12 protein-coding genes are annotated in these 20,399 nt (G+C 40.5%); 2 read left to right on the top strand and 10 right to left on the bottom strand.

Annotation, left to right across the window (positions count from 1 at the left end; all coding sequences use genetic code 11):
* Window positions 1-170: 170 nt before the first annotated feature.
* Window positions 171-764, top strand: coding sequence for a GNAT family N-acetyltransferase (locus ACLHK8_RS07580; protein WP_057774052.1), 594 nt, complete (start codon window positions 171-173; stop codon window positions 762-764).
* 105 nt (window positions 765-869) lie between these two features.
* On the opposite strand, the gene ACLHK8_RS07575 is transcribed toward ACLHK8_RS07580, so the two are convergent.
* Complete coding sequence (locus tag ACLHK8_RS07575) at window positions 870-1,559, bottom strand: 2,3-diphosphoglycerate-dependent phosphoglycerate mutase (RefSeq protein ID WP_057774050.1); 690 nt, start codon at window positions 1,557-1,559, stop codon at window positions 870-872.
* A 109-nt stretch (window positions 1,560-1,668) separates the two neighbouring features.
* Window positions 1,669-2,586 carry a hypothetical protein gene (locus tag ACLHK8_RS07570; protein ID WP_434520269.1) on the bottom strand — a complete coding sequence of 306 codons (918 nt, stop codon included), beginning with the start codon at window positions 2,584-2,586 and terminating at the stop codon, window positions 1,669-1,671.
* Window positions 2,587-2,768: 182 nt separating this feature from the next.
* Between ACLHK8_RS07570 and ACLHK8_RS07565 the strand changes: the two genes are divergently transcribed.
* Entirely contained in the window at window positions 2,769-3,947 is a 1,179-nt protein-coding gene (locus ACLHK8_RS07565; RefSeq protein ID WP_063698611.1) for an SAM-dependent methyltransferase, read from the top strand.
* A 153-nt stretch (window positions 3,948-4,100) separates the two neighbouring features.
* On the opposite strand, the gene ACLHK8_RS07560 is transcribed toward ACLHK8_RS07565, so the two are convergent.
* From ACLHK8_RS07560 to ACLHK8_RS07525, 8 genes are all read right to left on the bottom strand, one after another.
* Window positions 4,101-10,649 (bottom strand): MBG domain-containing protein, encoded by a 6,549-nt coding sequence (locus tag ACLHK8_RS07560; RefSeq protein WP_434520268.1) that lies wholly within the window; start codon window positions 10,647-10,649, stop codon window positions 4,101-4,103.
* Window positions 10,646-13,609 carry an MBG domain-containing protein gene (locus ACLHK8_RS07555; RefSeq protein WP_063698615.1) on the bottom strand — a complete coding sequence of 988 codons (2,964 nt, stop codon included), beginning with the start codon at window positions 13,607-13,609 and terminating at the stop codon, window positions 10,646-10,648. The genes ACLHK8_RS07560 and ACLHK8_RS07555 overlap by 4 nt, the downstream gene beginning before the upstream one ends.
* 9 nt (window positions 13,610-13,618) lie before the next feature.
* The gene (locus ACLHK8_RS07550) at window positions 13,619-13,771 is read right to left on the bottom strand and encodes a KxYKxGKxW signal peptide domain-containing protein (RefSeq protein ID WP_105782228.1); all 153 of its coding nucleotides are present in this window, start codon (window positions 13,769-13,771) and stop codon (window positions 13,619-13,621) included.
* A 381-nt stretch (window positions 13,772-14,152) separates the two neighbouring features.
* Entirely contained in the window at window positions 14,153-16,939 is a 2,787-nt protein-coding gene (locus ACLHK8_RS07545; protein ID WP_063698617.1) for a cation-translocating P-type ATPase, read from the bottom strand.
* A 180-nt stretch (window positions 16,940-17,119) separates the two neighbouring features.
* Window positions 17,120-17,452, bottom strand: a complete 333-nt coding sequence (locus ACLHK8_RS07540; protein ID WP_057773725.1) for an AzlD domain-containing protein — start codon at window positions 17,450-17,452, stop codon at window positions 17,120-17,122.
* 156 nt (window positions 17,453-17,608) lie between these two features.
* A complete protein-coding gene (locus ACLHK8_RS07535; protein WP_057773727.1) occupies window positions 17,609-18,385 on the bottom strand; it encodes an AzlC family ABC transporter permease in 777 nt (258 codons plus the stop codon).
* Between the two features lie 148 nt (window positions 18,386-18,533).
* Window positions 18,534-19,034 carry a GNAT family N-acetyltransferase gene (locus ACLHK8_RS07530; protein WP_057773728.1) on the bottom strand — a complete coding sequence of 167 codons (501 nt, stop codon included), beginning with the start codon at window positions 19,032-19,034 and terminating at the stop codon, window positions 18,534-18,536.
* Between the two features lie 15 nt (window positions 19,035-19,049).
* Complete coding sequence (locus ACLHK8_RS07525; RefSeq protein WP_063698619.1) at window positions 19,050-20,327, bottom strand: D-alanyl-D-alanine carboxypeptidase family protein; 1,278 nt, start codon at window positions 20,325-20,327, stop codon at window positions 19,050-19,052.
* Window positions 20,328-20,399: the final 72 nt, after the last annotated feature.

Below are 20,399 nucleotides of genomic sequence, written 5' to 3'. Positions count from 1 at the left end.
TTTTTAAAGTATAAATTCTAGGTGTAATTATCTTTTTTGTAGTTCATGGACACACTTAACTGTTAACCAGCCGTGATATTTTACTACTTTGCATTTTATTTTATGTTTTTTGATAAAGATGGTATTCTGTCAGAAACAATTCAGATTTTTCCATGTGAGGGACACTTACCATGAAAATTATTAAATTAAATGCTACCAATATAGATCTCAGACCTGCGATCAGCGAAATTTTCGTAGAAGGTTTCTACCAATGGCTAAAGTTTTTTTCCAAAGATAAAACTAAATTAGCAAAAGCCTTTGCTCACGCTTTTAATCCAGAGGTGTTCTATGCAGCAGTTGAAAACGAAAATATCTTGGGGTTTGCAGCTTGTACTGACGGAATTATTCATTCAATCCAATTAGATCAACATGAACTCCGCGTTCATTTGGGCATTTTTATGGGAACACTTGCATACAAAATATTAAAAAAGGAATTTGAAGTAAAACCATATCCGTTTGAAATTACGTCAAACATGGGAACTATCGAATTTGTTGCAACTTCTAAAAATCACCGTGGTCAGGGAGTCGCTACCCAAATCATCAAATATATTCATGAAAACACGCCCTTTAAAAAATACGTACTTGAAGTCGCTGATACGAATGTTAATGCCGTTCGATTATACGAGACCCTTAATTACCAAGTGTTTAAGCGTGTCCCTGAAACCCATACTAAACGGAGTGGCATCAATTTTTATTTATATATGCAGTACATTAAAAGCACTTAAACAGTTAGTAACAGTACTCAGAAAACAAATAACTGCTAAAATCCAGCGGAAATAAAAAAATAGACATTCTCTGTAAAAAGAGAATGTCTATTGATTTGTTCAGAATTAGTCTAATTTAGTCTTGCCTTGAACTTCAAGTTTGTCGTTGAAGTCATAAACAACTGGTTCACCAGTTGCCATTTCAAGATTCATGATATCTTCGTCTGAAATGTTTTCGATATACTTGCTTAAAGCACGTAATGAGTTACCGTGGGCAGCAATGATAACATTCTTGCCGTCTAATAACTTAGGAGCGATTTCGTCTTCCCAGAAAGGAATAACACGTTCCAAAGTAACTTTAAGGTTTTCACCACCAGGAATCATGCGTGGGTCTAAGTTAGCGTAACGACGATCATTTGCTGCTGAACCTTCAGCATCTTTGTCCAACAATGGAGGCAAAGTATCGTATGAACGACGCCAGATATGAACCTGTTCGTCGCCCCATTTTTTAGCTGCTTCAGCCTTGTTTTGGCCTTGTAAAGCACCGTAATGACGTTCGTTTAAGCGCCAGCTCTTAACTTCTGGAATCCAAAGTTGGTCGGATTCTTCCAAAGCATAATGCAAAGTCTTGATTGCACGAGTTAATACTGAAGTGAAAGCATAGTCGAATTCAATGCCTTGTGCCTTGATTAACTTACCAGCATTCTTTGCTTGTTCAACGCCTTTTTCGCTCAAGTCAACGTCTACCCAACCAGTAAATTGGTTAGATAAGTTCCATTCACTTTGACCATGACGGATTAATACTAATTTTGCCATAATGTATGAAAACCTCTTTCTTTTTTAAGTTTACATTTGCTATTTTACACTAAAACGAAACTTTTTGCAGTCCCTATATCAAACGTTTAACTTAATTTAATTACCTATCTTACTGGTTATTAGCCGCTTCACTCACAGAAATGCCCTTTTGCTTAGCTTCTTTAATCAAATTTCGAATGTCTTGGTCACTAAACTGGCCCGCTCTATTGCCTAGATCCTGGCGTGCCTGCGTTATTTGCGCCTGACTAATTACTTGGCCGTTCAGTTCAGTGTCTTTCTTCGTCACCGTATATTCATTACTACCTGAATAATTATCGGCCGCTTGTTGTTCAGAAGAACTTAAATTAGGCTTAGGCAAACTCGAAACGGTTCCGTTACCACTCTTCGAATCTGTCCCAGATGTACTACTCTCACTTGTTGCACTGCTCTGCGGATTGCCGTTTGTTGACCCGGGCATCACAGCTTGTGCTAAACCAGTTTTATTGCTCTTTTGCAAAGCCTTAGCTGATTTCCAAATTGAACTATAGTATCCCTTTTTGAACTCCTTGGTATTAAATAAAGTATCCAATTGTTCATTTGAGAGTTCAAACGATTGCGCCTGATTTAATTCCCGCGCATAGTCCAAAGTTTTATTATATTTAGTGACATTTTTTTGAACAACTTCAATCTCTTTAATCTTCTTGTGGGCCCGCTCATTTAAAACTTCTGAACCTTTGTGAATTTTATAAACCCGTGCAAAAGTTCTCTTTGAAGCTGAAAAATGATGGTTCTCAAGCTGATCCATTCCATTTACAAATGTTTTGGTTTGTTTCAACCGATTGGTTGCGGTTGGATCACTATTTCTCCGCGTCAAAGCGGACTGAAAGTAGTTTTCTGCAGCCGTGTAGTTGTTATCTTTAATAGCCGCTGCCGCATTCTCCATCTCTAAATGATATTGGTTCTCAATAGATTGATGTCGTGAAAATGCATAGCCTCCAACTATCAAAATCACCACAAATGTCACAATTACCCATGTCCATTTTTTCAAACGTGCCACCCCCAATTACATTAACTCTAAATTCAATCAACAGTACGATTAATTATATCATGTTCTCAAATAAAAAATCCGTTTTCAAGATTCCTAATAAAACTTAACATTCGAAAAATTAAATCCGAGAGCGTATAATAGTCTTGTTTATGATTGCATTCAATAAGAAAGGACCCGAATTGATGTTAGAAAAGAAATTTTACAAGACGTTTTTTAAGCACTCTTTCAATATCCCAATCAAAGTTAATTATTGGGATGGTAGTTCTGAAGTATATGGAGATGCTACTCCAGAGGTTACCATTACCATCAATGAAGCAGTCCCAATCAAGCAAGTTATTAACAACGCTTCTATTGCCCTTGGCGAAGCCTTTATGGATGGCCGAATTGAAATTGACGGAAGTATCCAGGCCTTATTAACTTCGGCTTACGAAACAGCAGGCAGCTTTTTCCATGATAAGAAGTTTATTCACTTTCTTCCCAAACAGAAACATGATGAAAAAGAAAGTAAAGAAGATGTTCAGAATCACTATGACATCGGAAATAACTTCTATAATTTATGGCTAGATCCAACGATGACTTATTCATGTGCGTATTTCGAAAAAGATACAGATAACCTCGAAACGGCACAAATTAATAAAGTTCACCATATTTTAAATAAATTGAACCCGCAACCTCGGCGAACTCTTTTGGATATTGGCTGTGGTTGGGGAACTTTAATGCTAACCGCCGCTAAGGAATACGACTTACGTGTGGTTGGTGTGACCCTTTCTCAAGAACAATTCAACTTGGTCAACCAAAAGATCAAAGATGAAGGTTTAGAGAATGTGGCTGAAGTTCGTTTACAAGATTATCGCGAAATCAAAGACGAACAATTCGACTACATAACTAGTGTTGGTATGTTTGAACATGTAGGTAAAGAGAATCTCCAAACTTACTTCAAATGTGTCGCTGACTACCTTAAAACTGACGGTGTGGCTTTGATTCACGGTATCACTCGTCAACAAGGTGGCGCTAATAATGGTTGGTTAAACAAATGGATTTTCCCAGGTGGCTATGTGCCAGGCTTGGAAGAAAACATTCACCATATTATCGAAAATGGTTTGCAGATTGACGATCTGGAACCTTTACGTCGTCATTATCAAAAAACCACGGAAATCTGGGATAAGAATTTCAATGAACATCGCGAAGAGGTCAAAGAAATGTTTGACGAACGCTTCGTGCGCATGTGGGATCTTTATCTGCAAGCATGTTCCGCATCATTTGAATCCGGCAATATCGATGTCATCCAGTACTTATTAACAAAAGGGACTGGCGCAAGCAGCAATGTATTGCCAATGACTAGAGAATACATGTACAAATAATGAAATAGTTTAACCAGAAACGTATCGAATCTTGAGAGATAATCTCACTACGGATATGCTTCTTTTTTTGAATTTTTTTAAAAATAACTACTAAAAAAGCAGACCTAGAAGTCGCTCAACTTCTAGGTCTGCTTTAACCTTATTTATCCAATTTTACTCTTCATCATCATGTTTCCGACGTTTCAATCCAAACAATGCTAGGAAACCACTTAAGATTATCATCCCAATTACTGACGCACCATTTTCATGTTGTTCATCAGTTTGTGGTAACACACCAGCTTTAACAACTGGGATGTCTTTGTCCGCCTTACCTTTAGCGTTTGAATACTTAACATTATCGATACTTACACCCGAAGTATCTTTTCCAGATCCAGAACCCGTTCCAGGAGTTGTTGGCACATTAGGCGTTGTCCCACCATTACCTGGCTTATGGTTTCCACCAGGATTATCAGGTTTGTTGCCACCTTCACCAGGGTTAGAAGGATTTCCAGGGTTTGTTCCATCGCCACCAGAAATCTTCTTGTACTGAACAACTACTAAACTATCTTCTGGTTTATTCATTGTGGCTGTCGGAATGGACTCAGCTACATCACCACTGTTCGTGTATCCAGACAAGTCTGGCGTTGCAACAGCCTCATAAACTCCTTGAGGTGTATAGGAAACTTCCCCAGTTGTCTTGTTAGTGACTACCTTGTAAACAACGTTTTCAATCACATCATGAGGTGTCTGCTTACCAGCCCCTTCATAGTGAACGGTTCGAGTAACCGTAATTTCACTATACTCGAGGTTATTGGTTGGTTTGTAGGTAACCGTCACAGTTGAATCGGTCGGCTTATTAGTCGTTGTTGCCGGTGTATACCCAGCCACATCACCACTGTTGGTAAACCCGTTAATGTCAGGCGTTTTAACTGCAGCATAGCCAGATTCTGGTGTGTAAACTGATTCACCAGTGGCCTTGCTTGTTGCGACATCGTAAACGATTGACTGAGTTTTATCAGCAGGTGTCCTTACTCCAGCGCCGGTATAGTGAACGGTCTGGTTTACAGTAATTTTACTGTGGGTAATGACATCTTTAATCGTGTAAGTGCCACTGATAAAGTCGCCATCGGTAAGATCATAGTTTGGATTAGCAGCTGATACTTTAGCTTTACCACTATCGTTCAAACTAACTTGATAATCACCAACGTTTATTGGGACCCCGTCAACCTCTTTACCTGTGGCTTTATCTACAAAGACAAAATCAGAGTTTGTTAAGTTGCCTGGATTCTTAAGATCCGACCCGATCGTGATAGTAAAGTCTGGTGAACTTTCGCCATAATTTGATGAAGCGTCATTCACCTTAACTTGTGTGGTCGTTTCACCTGGTGTGGTGCCAGCCTTTACAATTGTCATCGAACCACCACTCACGGTAATGTCATAGTTACTGTTAACTTCATTATCATCAGCTTTCACAGTCACATCATAATGGCCAACATTCGTGTGACTATTATTACCAGTTGTATAGGTGATGGTTTCGCCTTCAACGGCACCTTCAGTCACAACGTCTAAACTATGAGCTTGACCATTGTACGTAATGTCATCATTACTTGTGACGGTTAAAGTTGCTTGGGCTTTACTAATTGTGGCTTTGCTGACAAGCGTGGTTAGATCGCCTAAATCATAGTTACTATTAGCCGATTTAACTTTATCAATCCCACTTGCTGTTAGCTTAATTTGATAGTCGTCCGCATTAACTGGGTCAGTGACTTCTTTACCATTTTTATCATAATAAGCATAGTCGCCAACTGCTAACGTCACATTATTTTCAGGACCTTGCACAACTGGACTATCAGCAAACGTCTTGCCATCATACGTCTTACTCAAATTGTCACCTTGAGCATCCCCAATACTAATTTTGCCGTCTGACGTTGTGGCTTTCACAATTGTCATCGAACCACCAGTAACTGTAATGTCGTAGTTGCTGTTGACATCATTTTTATCAGCGGTTACCGTCACATCATACTGACCGACCGTCGTATGCTCATTGTTGCCGGTGGTATAAGTGATGGTTTCACCATTCACTGCACCTTCTGTCACAACGTCTAAGCTATGCGCCTCCCCATCATACGTAATCTCATCATTACTTGTGACGGTTAAAGTTGCTTTGGCTTTACTAATTGTGGCTTTGTTGACAAGCGTGGTTAGATCGCCTAAATCATAGTTACTATTGGCATCCGCGACCGCTTTAATTCCAGCTGCAGTTAGTTTAACGGTGTAATCGCCTGCGTTTGTAGGATCTTTAACCACATTACCGTTGGCATCGAAATATTCGTAGTCGCCATCTCTTAAAGTAACATCGGCTTCAGGTCCTTGAACCACTGGACTTTCACCAAACGACTTTCCATCATAGGTCTTTTTAAGATTTTCTCCTTTGGCATTGCCAATACTAATCTCACCCTCTGGGGTCGTTGCTTTGATAATCGTCATTGAGCCTTTCACGACTGTAATGTCATAGTTATCGTTGACATCATTTTTATCAGCGGTTACCGTCACATCATATTGACCAACATTGGTATTGCTGTTGTGATCAGTTGTATAGGTGATGGTTTCCCCATTAACGGCACCTTCAGTCGCAACGTCTAAGCTATGTGCCTTCCCATCATACGTAATCTCATCATTACTTGTGACAGTCAAAGTTGCTTTAGCTTTACTAATTGTGGCTTTGTTGACAATCGCACTTAAATCACCTAAGTCGTAACCATTATTGGCATTAGTGACTGCTGTGATCCCAGACTCAGTTAATTTAATCGTGTAGTCGCCTGCGTTAACTGGATCTTTTACTTCATTACCATCCTTATCGTAAAATACATACTCTCCAGTTGTTAAGATGACGTCATTCTCTGGTCCTTGAACAACAGGATTCCCACTAAACGTCTTACCATCATAAGTTTTACTGAGATCTTCTCCGTCCGCATTACCGATAGTGATTTCACCTGTTGTTGGGGCTTTAACAATCGTCATTGAGCCCTTGCCAGGAGTAATCTCATAGTTGCTGTTAACTTCATTATCATCGGCACTGGCCGTAACCTCATAGTGACCGATTGTTATCTGACTGTTGTTTTTAGCTGTATATGTGATCGTCTCACCGTATACTGCGCCCGTTACCTCAATATCTATGCTATGTGTATCGCCATCGTATGTGATATTGTCATTGCTTACGATATTAATTTTCGCTGGTGCTTTTCGGATCGTAGCCTCATTCGTCAAAGGACTTAAATCACCTAAATCGTAGTCACTGTTCGCATCCGTGACCGTTTTAATCCCAGCCTCAGTCAGTTTAATCGTGTAATCACCGGCATTAACTGGATCTGTAACAACCTTACCTTCAACGTCCAAATATTCGTATTCGTCACTTGTTAAAATAACATCCTTTTCCGGTCCCTGAACCACGGGACTTTCACCAAACGTTTTGCCATCATACGTCTTGCTTAAATCATTACCATTTGCATTACCGATGATGATTTCGCCAGGTGTCGTTGGTGCTTTAACAATCGTCATTGAGCCAGAGCCTGCCGTAATTTCATAGTTGCTGTTAACTGCATTATCCTTATCGGCGCTTGCTGTCACATCGTATTGGCCAACTGATGTGTGACTATTATTAACAGTTGTATAGGTGATGGTTTCACCATTTACTGCACCAGTGACTTCAATCTTCAAACTATGTGCATCGCCATTGTACACAACATGATTATCACTGGTAATGTTGATGCTAGCCTTTGCTTTTTGGATCGTGGCTTTGTTGACCACTTCAGTTAAGTCGCCTACATCATAGTTACTATTGGCATCTGTGACCGCAGTGATTCCAGACTTAGTTAACTTAATCGTGTAATCTCCTGCGTTAACTGGATTTGTAACTTCATTACCGCCTTTATCGTGAAATGCATACTCTCCAGTTGTTAAGATGACGTCATTCTCTGGCCCTTGAACTACAAGGCTCCCACTAAATGTCTTACCATCATAAGTTTTACTGAGATCTTCTCCATTCACATCGCCAATCTTAATTTCACCAGGCTTTGTTGGGGATTTAACAATCGTCATTGAACCTTTACCACTGGTAATCTCATAGTTACTATTGACCGAACTATCATCAGTGTTGGCTGTCACGTCATATTGACCAACCGCTGTGTGGCTATTGTTGTCAACTGTATAAGTGATCGTTTCACCATTTACCGCACCAGTCACCTCAATATCTAAACTATGTGAAGAACCATCATACGTGATGTTATCATCACTGGTGATATTGATACTAGCCTTCGCTTTTTGGATTGTGGCTTTGTTAACCACCTCGGTTAAGTCACCCAACTCGTAGTTACTGTTAGCTACTTTAACTTTGGCCACGCCACTTGAAGTTAGGTTAATTGTATATTCACCCGCATTAACTGGATTTGTAACTTCAGTACCGTCTTGGTTGTAATAGGCATACTCACCGGCCTCTAAGGTAACATCCGCCTCTGGTCCTTGAACTACTGGATTCGAGCTAAACGACTTGCCATCGTATGTTTTACTGAGATCGTTGCCGTTCGCATCACCAATCGTAATTTCACCAGGCATTGTTGGGGCTTTAACAATTGTCATTGAGCCTTTGCCATTGGTAATCTCATAGTTACTGTTGACCAAGCTACCATCGCCGTTGGCCGTCACATTATATTGACCGACCGCTGTGTGACTATTGTTGTCAACTGTATAAGTGATTGTTTCACCATTTACCGCACCAGTTACCTCAATTTTTAAGCTATGTGAAGAACCATCATACGTGATGTTATTGTCACTGGTGATATTGATGCTAGCCTGTGCTTTTTGGATTGTGGCATTATTAACAAGCGTCTTCAAATCTCCCAAGTCATAATTACTATTGGCATTTGTGACCGCTTGGATCCCGGCTTCAGTTAATTTGATCGTGTAATTTCCTGCATTAACTGGATCCGTCACTTCTTTGCCATCTTTATCGTAATACGCGTACTCCCCAGCTGTTAAAGTAACGTTTTTCTCTGGGCCTTGAACTACGAGGCTATCGCTAAACGACTTGCCATCATACGTCTTGCTCAAGTCATCTCCATTCGCATCACCGATATGAATTTCGCCAGACGGTGTCACCGCTTTTTCAATTGTCATTGAGCCATTAGTAACCGTAATATCATAGTTACTATTAACAGCATCAACAGCAGCTGTTGCTTTGACGTCATATTGACCGACCACTGTGTGACTATTGTTTTCAACCGTATAAGTGATCGTTTCGCCGTTTACTGCTCCAGTCACCTCAATAACCAAACTATGGGCATTGCCGTCATACGTGATTTTGTCATTACTTACGATATTAATTTTCGCTGGGGCCTTATTGATTGTGGCTGTATTCTTCAGTGTAGTTAAGTCGCCCAAATCATAATTACTATTTGCGGCAGTCACAGCTGCAATTCCGGCCTCTGTTAGTTTAATTGTGTAACTGCCAGCATTGACAGGATCTGTAAGAGTGTCACCGTTAGCGTCCAAATACTCATAGTCGGCAGTTGTTAGCGTAACGTCTTTCTCTGGTCCTTGGACTACAGGGCTGCCATCAAACGTCTTGCCATTATACGTCTTATTGAGGTTCTCACCATTTGCATCCCCGATGACGATCTCACCTGGAGTCGTTGGTGCTTTGACAATTGTCATTGAACCCATGCCTTCAGCAATTTCATAGTTGCTATTAACCGCATTCGGATCAGCAGTTGCCGTAACAGTATATTGGCCGACCAGCGTCTGGCTATTATTGACCGGTGTATAGGTAATTATTTCGCCATTAACTGCGCCAGCGACTGTAATTACAAAACTGTGTGTCTTGCCATCATATGTGATGTTGTCATTACTCGTGATGTCAATAGTTGCTTTGGCTTTATTAATCGTTACTAATCCAGTCGTCGCATCGCTGGTTGCCGCTAATTGATAGTTGCCGTTAGTGAAGCCATCAAGTGCAGCATTAACTGTCGCCAAACCAGTAGAATTCAGATTATAAGCATACGTATCAGCATTAGTTCCATCCGTCACAAAATCAACATCTGCATTGGATAAGGCAACCTTAACTGTAGAATTGCCTCCATTAACAGCAACAGTTGCGTACAATTCAGTTGAACCACTTGCTTTCGTAGTCCCATCGTAAACAAAATCTGTCTTACTTAATTCGGCAGACGTTTTAGCTGCCAAAATATTAAATGGTGCCGTTGCTAGATCAAAGTTAACTGTATAATTACCATTTCCAGTTGCGGCCGTGATAGCCGCCTGAATGGCTAATTTACCAGTGTCACTCAATACGACATCATAAGTGCCAGTATTAATACCGCCGCTTGTTAATTGAATGTCACTATCCTTCAACGCATACGTCACACCTGTTGGTAACGTAACCCGATAGTTGCTGGCCTTTGGAACTTGTTGATTGCCATTATAAGTCTCGGTTTCATTACCACTCAATGTCACAGTAGTGTCTGCTGGTGTAATGATAAATGTCCCAGTTGATTTACCAAGGGTTACATTATTATAATTTCCACCAGTCGCTGCGATAAGGGCCGCCGTAATATTGTTTAAACCAGTTCTTGTTAATTGAACATTGTATGATCCGACATTAGTACCACCACTGACTAACGCAATATCTCCAGCTTTCAATACATAGGCTGTCCCGTTTGATAATGTCACGGTATAGTTACCGAAATTTGGAATCTGTCGTGAACCTGTATAAGAAACCGTTTGGTACCATCTAAGTTAACCGTTGCAGTCGCTGCCGTCACTACATAAGTTCCATTGGCTGGTGTAATCGTATAGTTTTGTGCAGCGCCATTTGTAGCTTGCGCCGCTGTCAGTTTAGCTTGGCCTACTGCGCTCAATTGAACCGTGTATGATCCCGCATTAATTGGCGTGGATACCACCGTTGTGCCATCAGCCGCTAGATACTCAAAATCATTAGCGTCCCATGCAATTGTGGGTGCAACCATACTACCAGAGAGAACCGTATAGGCTACAGTTGGTGTCGTGACTGTTGCTGCACCATCATAAGCTTTTGTACCGGAACTAATCGTTGCAGTAAGCGGTGCTTTTGTAATTGTAAAAGTTGTCCCATTGGCTGCTTCAAAAGTAGCTGCATTATAGTTTGTCCCAGTTGCAGCTGTAATTGCGTTCTGAATCGCCGCTTTACCAGTCGTACTCAATACAACATTATACGTACCAATATTAATGCCACCGCTAGCCACCTGAACATCACTATCTTTTAAAGTATATGTGACGCCGGTTGGTAAGGTAATCTTAAAGTTACTTGCCTTAGGTGTTTGTTGTGCGCCATTGTACATTTCTGTTTCAGTGCCACTCAAAGTGACCTTGGTGTCCGCTGCTTTGATGATAAATGAACCAGTAGCCGTGCCGAAAGTTATCGCGTAGTTAGTCCCAATGGCAGTCGTAATATTACTCAAGCCAGTTGGACTTAATTTAACATTATATGAGCCAACATTAATACCACCGCTTGCTAATTGAATGTCGCTATCCTTCAAAGCATATGTGACACCAGTTGGTAAAGTAATTTTGTAGTTAGTCGCCTTTGGTGTTTGTTGGACACCAGTATAAACCTCGGTTTCAGTACCACTCAGGGTCACTGTGGCGTTGGTTTTATAGTAAAGCGTAATTGAAGTAATAGTCTTACCATCTACATCGGTTGCAAACACGTTACCATTGGCATCCAGTGCGGTAAAATTAACCACCGTTGCTGGAAGGTTCTTTGAATCTGTTGCAGTAAACGTATATCCGGCAATCGTTGGAACAGCTGGATTAGTAGTTGTTGTACCATTAATTTTTGCATCGCCGTAAGAGCCCGTCAGCGTTGCATCCTTTGAAATGGTGTTGCCAGCATAATCTTGATAATGTACCGTAACTGCCGCTGTTTGCTTGTTATAAACTAAGTTCACATTTGAAGAGCCAACCATAACGGTGCTGGATACTGGGCCTTGGAAAACATATCCAGGGACTTTTGGTGCCACCACGGATAATTCTGCAGTTGCTGTTCCTGCTGTGATTGCAGCATTAGCACTCGCTTGATCCGCAAATACTTGGATGGTGTCCCCGATATTACCAAGAATTGAGTGACTAGTCGTTCCAGGTAAAATTTTGCCTGAACTGTCGACTTCTTGATAATTTACCGATGCAGTTGCTTTAGTATAGCTATAATTATTAATCTGAACGCCAAAAGCATTAAAGTCATCTCCGGTGGATGCGGCAATCGACAATGACATACCTACTTTTTGTGCAGCCGTCAATGTGCGCGTCCAAACGGTTGCACTAGTGGCGCCGGTTGGTTTATAAATTTGATTCTGATTATCATTATCCGGAATAGAAATTGTTAATACGCCAGTTGTGGCATTATATGAAATGGAAAATGCATGTGCTTTTCCATCGATCATGTTATTATTCATTGCCACTACTTGAGACGTCTTATCAATTGCGCTAACGTTTCCATAGCCAAAAATATTTCCTTGTCCCTGTCTGGTGTTAGGGTTCAACTTCCCCGTACTATCGGTTGTGCGCCACGAGATAGTTGCGGCTGTCAAATAAGGGTTTCCTAATATGGCGCCTGCGTTATCAAAGTCGCCGTAAGTGCCACTATTATAATGTTCGTCAAGAGCTAACCCAAATGAATTAGGTAAGCCACCTAAGCCAAGGTTCCCACCAGTACTGGCAGTTCCCAGTGAGGACGGGTTACCTGGGCTAAATACAAAGGTCAGACCATCGGCTGCATTACTGACATTGTCTCCAAGATAGATTGTCCCTGAAATACTAAAGTCAGAACTAAAATTAAGTTGATTGTCTAGTACTAAATAACCAGATTCATTCTGTGCTTTCGTGGTTAAACTTGAATAACCACTTCCGGTTGGTACAGTAGCTGTTCCGGCCGCTGTAAAATCTTGTGCGACTGTACTAGACGTGCCAGTATACTTTTCCCCAGCCTTATTAATATTTGTCACATTATTTAAATTAGGAACAACAACGTTCGCATCTTTAGCTTCAATTACTACCGGCAAATTCAAATTAGCCTTGGCAACTAATGCTTTAACGGCCGTTTCATCAGCCCCAACAGCAAGCGCGATCACCACCGTCCCATCTTTTTTAGTTGTAACAACGGAGTCCGCTGGCAATTTATTTTTTAGGGTTGCTAATGCATCTGAGTTGGTCGTTGTTGATTCATTAACCTTTGATGCACTGGTCGCATTAGAATTGGTAGCCTCGCTTGTGCTAATAGTTTTACCTTCAGCGGATCCTTCTGTACTTGAACCACTTGTGGCAGAGCTATCTACAGACGAAACAGCACTACTCACCATACTTGAACTTTGACTAGAATTGGTCCCAGATGCCACTGAAGTTGCCTTTGTGCTGGCAGATGAAGAAGACACCTTTTCCTCAGAATTTGTCGCTGCATTAGACGTTTCACCAGAATTAACTGCACTTGCAGATGAAGCATCAACTATACTAGTTTCACTACTTGGTCCACTTTTATTTACATCAGCAGTAGAAGAGGACGATGCTTGATCTGTAATACTCGCGTCAGAAGAAGTATTTGCCGCACTATCAATTGAGATTGTTTCACTTGAAGCGTTTGAATTAGTATCAGCCTTCACAGCTGGTAATCAAAAAGAAACTCCGGCTCCAAAAAATATAATGGTAATTCCAGCAAATAACCAGCTTTTTCCTGCCTTGTACATCTTATAATGTTCTTTTTGTTGAACTGAGCTCCGCAATAATTTCATTTTTCTTTTATTTGTCTCATCTTTTTTTAACATGTTAATCCCCCATTTTCCTTAATCAACTGAAGTTATAGTTGTAAGCGCCCACAGTATAACATCATTTACAATGGTTTACATTAAAAATATGATTATTATTCAAAGCATTTTATATGATTATACTAAGTCTGACAATAAATAGCTCTTAATGAGATTTATTAAGTATAAAAACACGAATTAATCATTAATAAGTAATTAAAGCTGCTGTATTTTCCTTAATATACAGTAAAATTAGTCTATTTATCTTACTTTTTAATCAAATGATAATTAATGACTACCAGTTTGTTCTTTTGGGTGATTGAATATAAAAATATTTAAACAAAAAAACAGAATCAAAAGTTTTTCAACTTTTAATCCTGTTCCAAATTCATTTGTCCTACACTACCAAATCGTAATTCCAAATATTTCCTTTAATCCCGAGAGCACAAAAGTAGGAATTGCTGGCAAGAAAATAACTGCCAGGTACAATTGCCAGCTCAATGCACTCGTCCCCATCAGCATATTAAAGAACGGCAACATTGTAATCGCTAGGGAAGAAATTCCTGCAAACAAAATCATAGTAATTAAATAGGGATTACTGAATGGATTTCGTCTAAATAACGTATGTGCACTTCGAGCGTCAAACGCGTGCCACAATTGACCAAATACTAATGTCAAAAAGGCAATTGTTTGAGCTTCGTTGGTTTGCATTCCTGCACTTGCAGCCCAATAAAAGGCTACAAAAACTGCCAGGCCCATAACAAAGCCCCGAATTAATACCCGTGACAAGAGATGTTTAGCTAATAATGATTCCTTCACATCCCGCGGCTTTTCCGCCATAATATCGTGTTCCGGTTCGTCGTATCCCATCGCAAATGATGGCAAGGAATCACTAATCATGTTAACCCACAAAACCATAATTGTAGTTAGCGTTGGTGTCAATTCAGAAACGTGTCCAATCGGTTGAGTGATTAAAAACGTTCCCAATAAGATAGATAATACTTCTGCCACATTGGTTGTAAGCTCTTGGCGCATAAAGTTTTTGATGTTTGCAAAAATCGTCCGACCTGCTGATACTGATTTTTCGATTGTGGTAAATTTATCATCCATCAAAATGAGATCGGCAGAATCTTTTGTTACTTCAGTCCCATTAATCCCCATTGCAATTCCAATATCGGCAGCACGTAAAGCGGGCGCATCGTTCACACCATCCCCAGTCATAGCAACAATCTCATTATGCCTTTGGAGAGCTTTAATAATCCGTTGTTTATGTTCCGGAGATACCCGTGCATAAACTCGAATATCAGGGACTATCTCAAACAGGTCATCGTCAGACATTTTTTCAATTTCATAGCCTTCAACGACCCGTCCTTCTTTATCTTTAACCAGGCCAAGCCGATAAGCAATCGCACGAGCCGTTTCTGCATGATCTCCGGTAATCATAACTACCTCAACCGAAGCTTTATGCAAAGTTCTGATCGATTTTTTCACTTCTGGGCGGGGAGGATCAATAATTCCGACAATTCCCAGCATCGTGAGTTCTGTTTCCAAATCAGTTTGGTTAGCATTTAATGCCTCGTCCTTGGTTAAATCTCGTTTGGCAACCGCAATGGTTCGCAGCGCATCGTTCGCATAATCCGAAATCTGTTTTTCAAGCGTTTGTTCCGCCTCATCAATCGAAACGGCCCTATTATTGAAAATCGCATCTTTTGTATGTTGCATAATGACATCCGGAGCACCCTTAGTGAGTAATTGATAGTTCTCACCAATCTTAACCACCGTGCTCATCATTTTTCGGGTACTTTCAAACGGAAACACGCGTAAAATATCACAATCTTTGTCACCAGTTTCGCCTAATAGCTTATCCCGTGAAATCTTTGCCTTGCGTCCCAACACAATCAAAGACACATCGGTAGGATTGCCCAGTGGTTCATAGTTTCCTGCATCATTACGCTGAATTTGGGCTTCATTATTTAAAACGGCGCTTTGTAAAAACGGCACAAAATCGGATTCTTGCACATTTTTACCATCTTTAACGGAATGAATCTCACCAACTGGGTCGTACCCATTTCCATCCACAGCAAAATTTATCCCATTAGAAAAGAACCGCGTAACCGTCATTTCATTCTTGGTCAACGTTCCCGTTTTATCCGAAGCAATAAACGTCGTTGCCCCAAGGGTTTCAACGCTACTAAGTGACTTAATCAAGCCGTTATTGCGGGCAAGTGAACGAGCACCAATCGTTAAAACAATTGAAAGCACCACAGGCATAGAATCGGGAATGGCAGCAACTGCCAAGGCAATGGCACCAGAAATACTGTCCATTAACCCAGTAACCGAGATTGCATTTGTATTAAGATACTCTTTAACTAAATCAAACGTAATGGCGACAACAACCACTCCAGCAGCCGCAACCATTAACCGTTTCGTTAATTGACTCACAGTTCGCTCAATCGGTGTTTTTTCTTGTTTCGTTTGTTGGAGAAGATCAGCAATTTTTCCTAATTCAGTTTGCATCCCCGTGGCCGTTACCACCCCGATGCCACTTCCGTTCACGACAGTCGAGCCGGAGAAACCCATATTGGTTCGATCCCCCAGTTCTGTATCTTCAGATAAGGCATCCCGCGTCTTGTCGACCGCATCTGCTTCTCCCGTTAAATGAGATTCATTAACCTGGAGTTCATTTACAGAAAGCCACCGTAAATCAGCTTCGATAAAATCTCCCATCTTCACATCCACGATATCACCCGGAACAAGTTGATTGGCGTCGATTTTTTGCCACGTTTCACCCCGGAGCACATTTGATTGATGCCGCGAATCTGAACTTAGCGCATCTAGCGATTTCTGAGCCTTTAATTTTTGCCAGTAAGTGAGGCTAGAATTAACTAAAATTACGACTAGAATAACGAGTCCTTCATAAATCGCAGACATACCATGATTAAAATCGTTTCTGACAAAAAAATCATAGCTGGCACTAATTAAAGTTAAGATAATTGCAATCCACAAGATAATGATAATTGGCTCTGTTAAAGATTTTAAAAACACTTTCCAAGCAGGTTCTCGTTGCTCGTGCTGCATTTCATTTAAACCATATTTCGTTAGTCTTTCGCTGGCTGCTTCAGTGGTCAAACCATCGTGGCGTGAAGTTTCTAGTTGATCAAGTACATCGTGACGGTGTTGTGAATGCATTACATGTCCTCCTTAGGCGATTGGTCAGTTGATTATTTATAATAAAAACATTATTACAAGTATAATTATCCCAGAGAAATACTAGGTTCGTCAATTCAGACGCTGTCGGGTCGAACCTAAAAAGAGCCCGCTTAACATCTTTATCGGATGTTCAGCGAGCCCTATCTGTTTTGTTTTATTTTATATAATCATTGATAACAAGATAACTGCAACTAATCCAAACACAACCGAGAGTGCCATCGACCGCGTCCAATAAGAAATGACAATGACAATCAGGGAAGCCAAAATCAAATCAAGTTTGCCGGAGGCCACAAACTGATATGAACCAGAAATAAAAATATCTTTAACCACAATAGCCGTGAACAAAGAGACCGGCACGTATTTCATCCAGTCATTAAACCATTCTGGTATTTTTCGATTTGAAAAGAAAAGAATTGGTATGTATCGCGGACCAAATGCGACAAAGAAACCTAGAATAACAATTAACAAATGGTCAGTTGTACTATAGTTCATATCATAATCTCCTGAACTTTTTTGAATACCTTTGTGCTGAAACGTGTTTCAAAGAGCAGCTTTTTCCGTTTAGCTACGATAACCAAACGATTCCAAGAACGAATCATTTGGCTATCTAGGCTATACTCGAAAGCTAAACGCTCTTTGAAACACTCTTTATATTTCAATATCTTCCTTATCCACTTCCGGTTGTCCCGATGGATCGTGAATCTTATACAATAAATGACTGTTTGGCCAACGTTTTTTCACGTATCCTTCAATCATAAACCCTAAGAAAGAGGCAATCAGTGTTGAAATTACCAGCCCTAATGTACTCTTGGTCATCATCATAAAGACTGCCGCCAGCACGCCCGCAATTATTGAAACCAATAAAATCAAGCGGGTCTTAAGTTGCATCACAATCATATACAAGAACAATGCCGTCAATGCAAAGTTTACCACTGTAAGGTCAATCGAAACGGCACTTCCAATCAAGCTTCCCACAACGTTCGCAACCGTCCACACTAATAAAGACCAGTGTTCCACCTGCAACGCATCTTTTGGTGTCCAGTTACGATCCGTTACAAATTTCAAATAATTAATTGCATAATTTTCATCATTCATAGAAACTGCGAAGAAAAATAAAAAGCGATGATTTTGGCCCTTTAAGTAACCGGCTAAACTTGATCCTAGTAATGCATAACGTAATTCAAGGAAAAAAAGCATTAAAATAATGGTTAGGATTGGTGCTGTGGTGGTTAACATCTGAGCGATCATAAATTGAGCCCCACCCGAAAACACAAGAATGGATACAAGCCCTGTCATGAGCGTATTAAAACCAGCAGCGTGTAAAAGGATTCCACAAGCCAGTCCAATTGGTGTGTAACTTAAGCACAATGGCCAAGCTTCTTTAAGCGTTACTCGCCATTGTGATCCATTTTCAATCTGTTTCACAATTTGTTCCTCCAACACATCTTTAAAGTTGGACCATAGTTACTGAAAAATACTAGAAAACACTGCGAAATCATTTTAACATTTTCAACCTATATTGAATAGTAACTTTTTTCATTTTTGGAGTTAAATCGCGAATAAACATTCAAAATTACCGAACGGCTTTACCCAGAATTTCTAAATCCATCAAATTTCCCGCAAGTAATGCAACTTTTGGCAACGTTCCCCACGTTTCATAGCCTAATTTTTTAAATAAACCTAAGCTCGGCAGATTAGCTCCGAAAATTAAACAAACAATATTTTCAAGTCCTAATTTAGGGGCTGCATTTTCTGCAAATTTCACCATCTTAGTTCCTAGTCCTAAATGGTGAAATTTCTGATCAATATAAATACTAATCTCAGCCGTAATTCGATAGGCTGCCCGTGGATGATAAGGTGATAAGCTCACCCATCCAGCCCGCTCACCATCCACAAAAGCCACCCAAATTGGATGTTCGTCTGGTTTGTGTGCAAGAAACCACGGCTGACGTTGAGCAACCGTCACCGGCGTCAACGTGGCAGTCACCATGTGTCCAGCAATAGTTTGATTATATATTTCTACAATAAACGGTAAATCTGCTTGGGTTGCAATTTTAAATTCAATTTTACTCATTAACTTTCCTCTATGTTAAAACACACTAACGACTGATCGCCACATTCTGACAAAAATATTGGCCTTTTCAACAGACTTTTTAGCAACTAATTGCAGCTTAGCATCACCAGCTTGCAAATAAGAAACATTTTTGTCTGCGATCTTGGCAGTTGCGGTTCCTAATTTTTGGCCTTTCGTGACCGGGGCGGTCAGATTCTTTTTAGTCTGGTTACTTATAAAACTGATCGCTTGTTTTGACTGTTTATTAGCTACCCAAATTGTGGTTGCTTGACTAATCCCGGCCTTGACCGTGGTCGTCTTTCCCTCTGGCACTTTAAATTTATTGGCTTGTTTTAACTGCTCACCTTTTTTGTATCGGATGGGCGTGAAATTAGTGTACACATATTTCATAATTGTCTCTGTGTTTGTAAACCGCGCATCCGCCTTTTTACCCGGATTTGCGTTCATCACCACGGTAATCACTCGATGACCATTTTTATTGGCCGTTCCCGTAAAACAGTTACCTGCTTTATCAGAGGTTCCCGTTTTCAGACCATCTACATTGTAGCCCTTCATGTAATTTTCATCGCCCGCCAGCATTTCATTATGCGTTGTCATTTTGACGGCATCGTCGGTCCCTTTCGCAAACCAAGCGCTAGTTTCCTTGGTAGTATTCAAAACTTCTGGGTAAGTGTTAACCAGCTTCGAAGCGACAACGGCAACATCGTTAGCTGACATTTCGTTTTCTGCCGACTTAGCAGTATTCGGGTAGGCTTCCGTGCCAACTTCGCTTTCTGTTAAACCAGCAGCGTTATAGAGTTTCGCATCTGTGATTCCCCACGCATTTACCTGTGCGCGCATTTCGTTCACAAATTTTTCAGACGATCCTGCTTGCGCAACCCCCAAGGCGATTACCGCTGCGTTAGCCGAATAAATTAACGAGGCTTTGTATAAGTCACGAACTGTGTACGTTCGGCTGGCATTCAGAGGCACATTTGTCAGTTCCGTATTACGACTGATTTTGGCCACGTTGGCACTTACATGTACACGCTGGTCCCACTTCAGTTTACCTTCATGAATACTTTTTAAAATAATATAAATTGCCAACATTTTTGACATCGAGGCAATTGGCATTACCTTTGAACTATTTTTAGAATATAAAATCTGACCTGTTTTAGCATCCACAGCAAGCCCAGCTTTGGCTGAAATATTGGTGACCGCTGCGTTAGCCTGAGTTGGTGCCAGCGCCAGTGTACTTAACATTAAAATTGCACTAAAGATAACTATTAACTTTTGTTTCCACTTTTTAAGCATCAAAACGCCACCTTTTATAACAAGAATATAACAAACTACGCGTGTTACGCAAAACTTTTTTTAATTTCTCCA

The sequence above is a fragment of the Pediococcus sp. M21F004 genome (assembly GCF_051122535.1).
Taxonomy (GTDB): Bacteria; Bacillota; Bacilli; order Lactobacillales; family Lactobacillaceae; genus Pediococcus; species Pediococcus inopinatus.
This window is presented reverse-complemented; position numbering and strand designations above follow the sequence as displayed.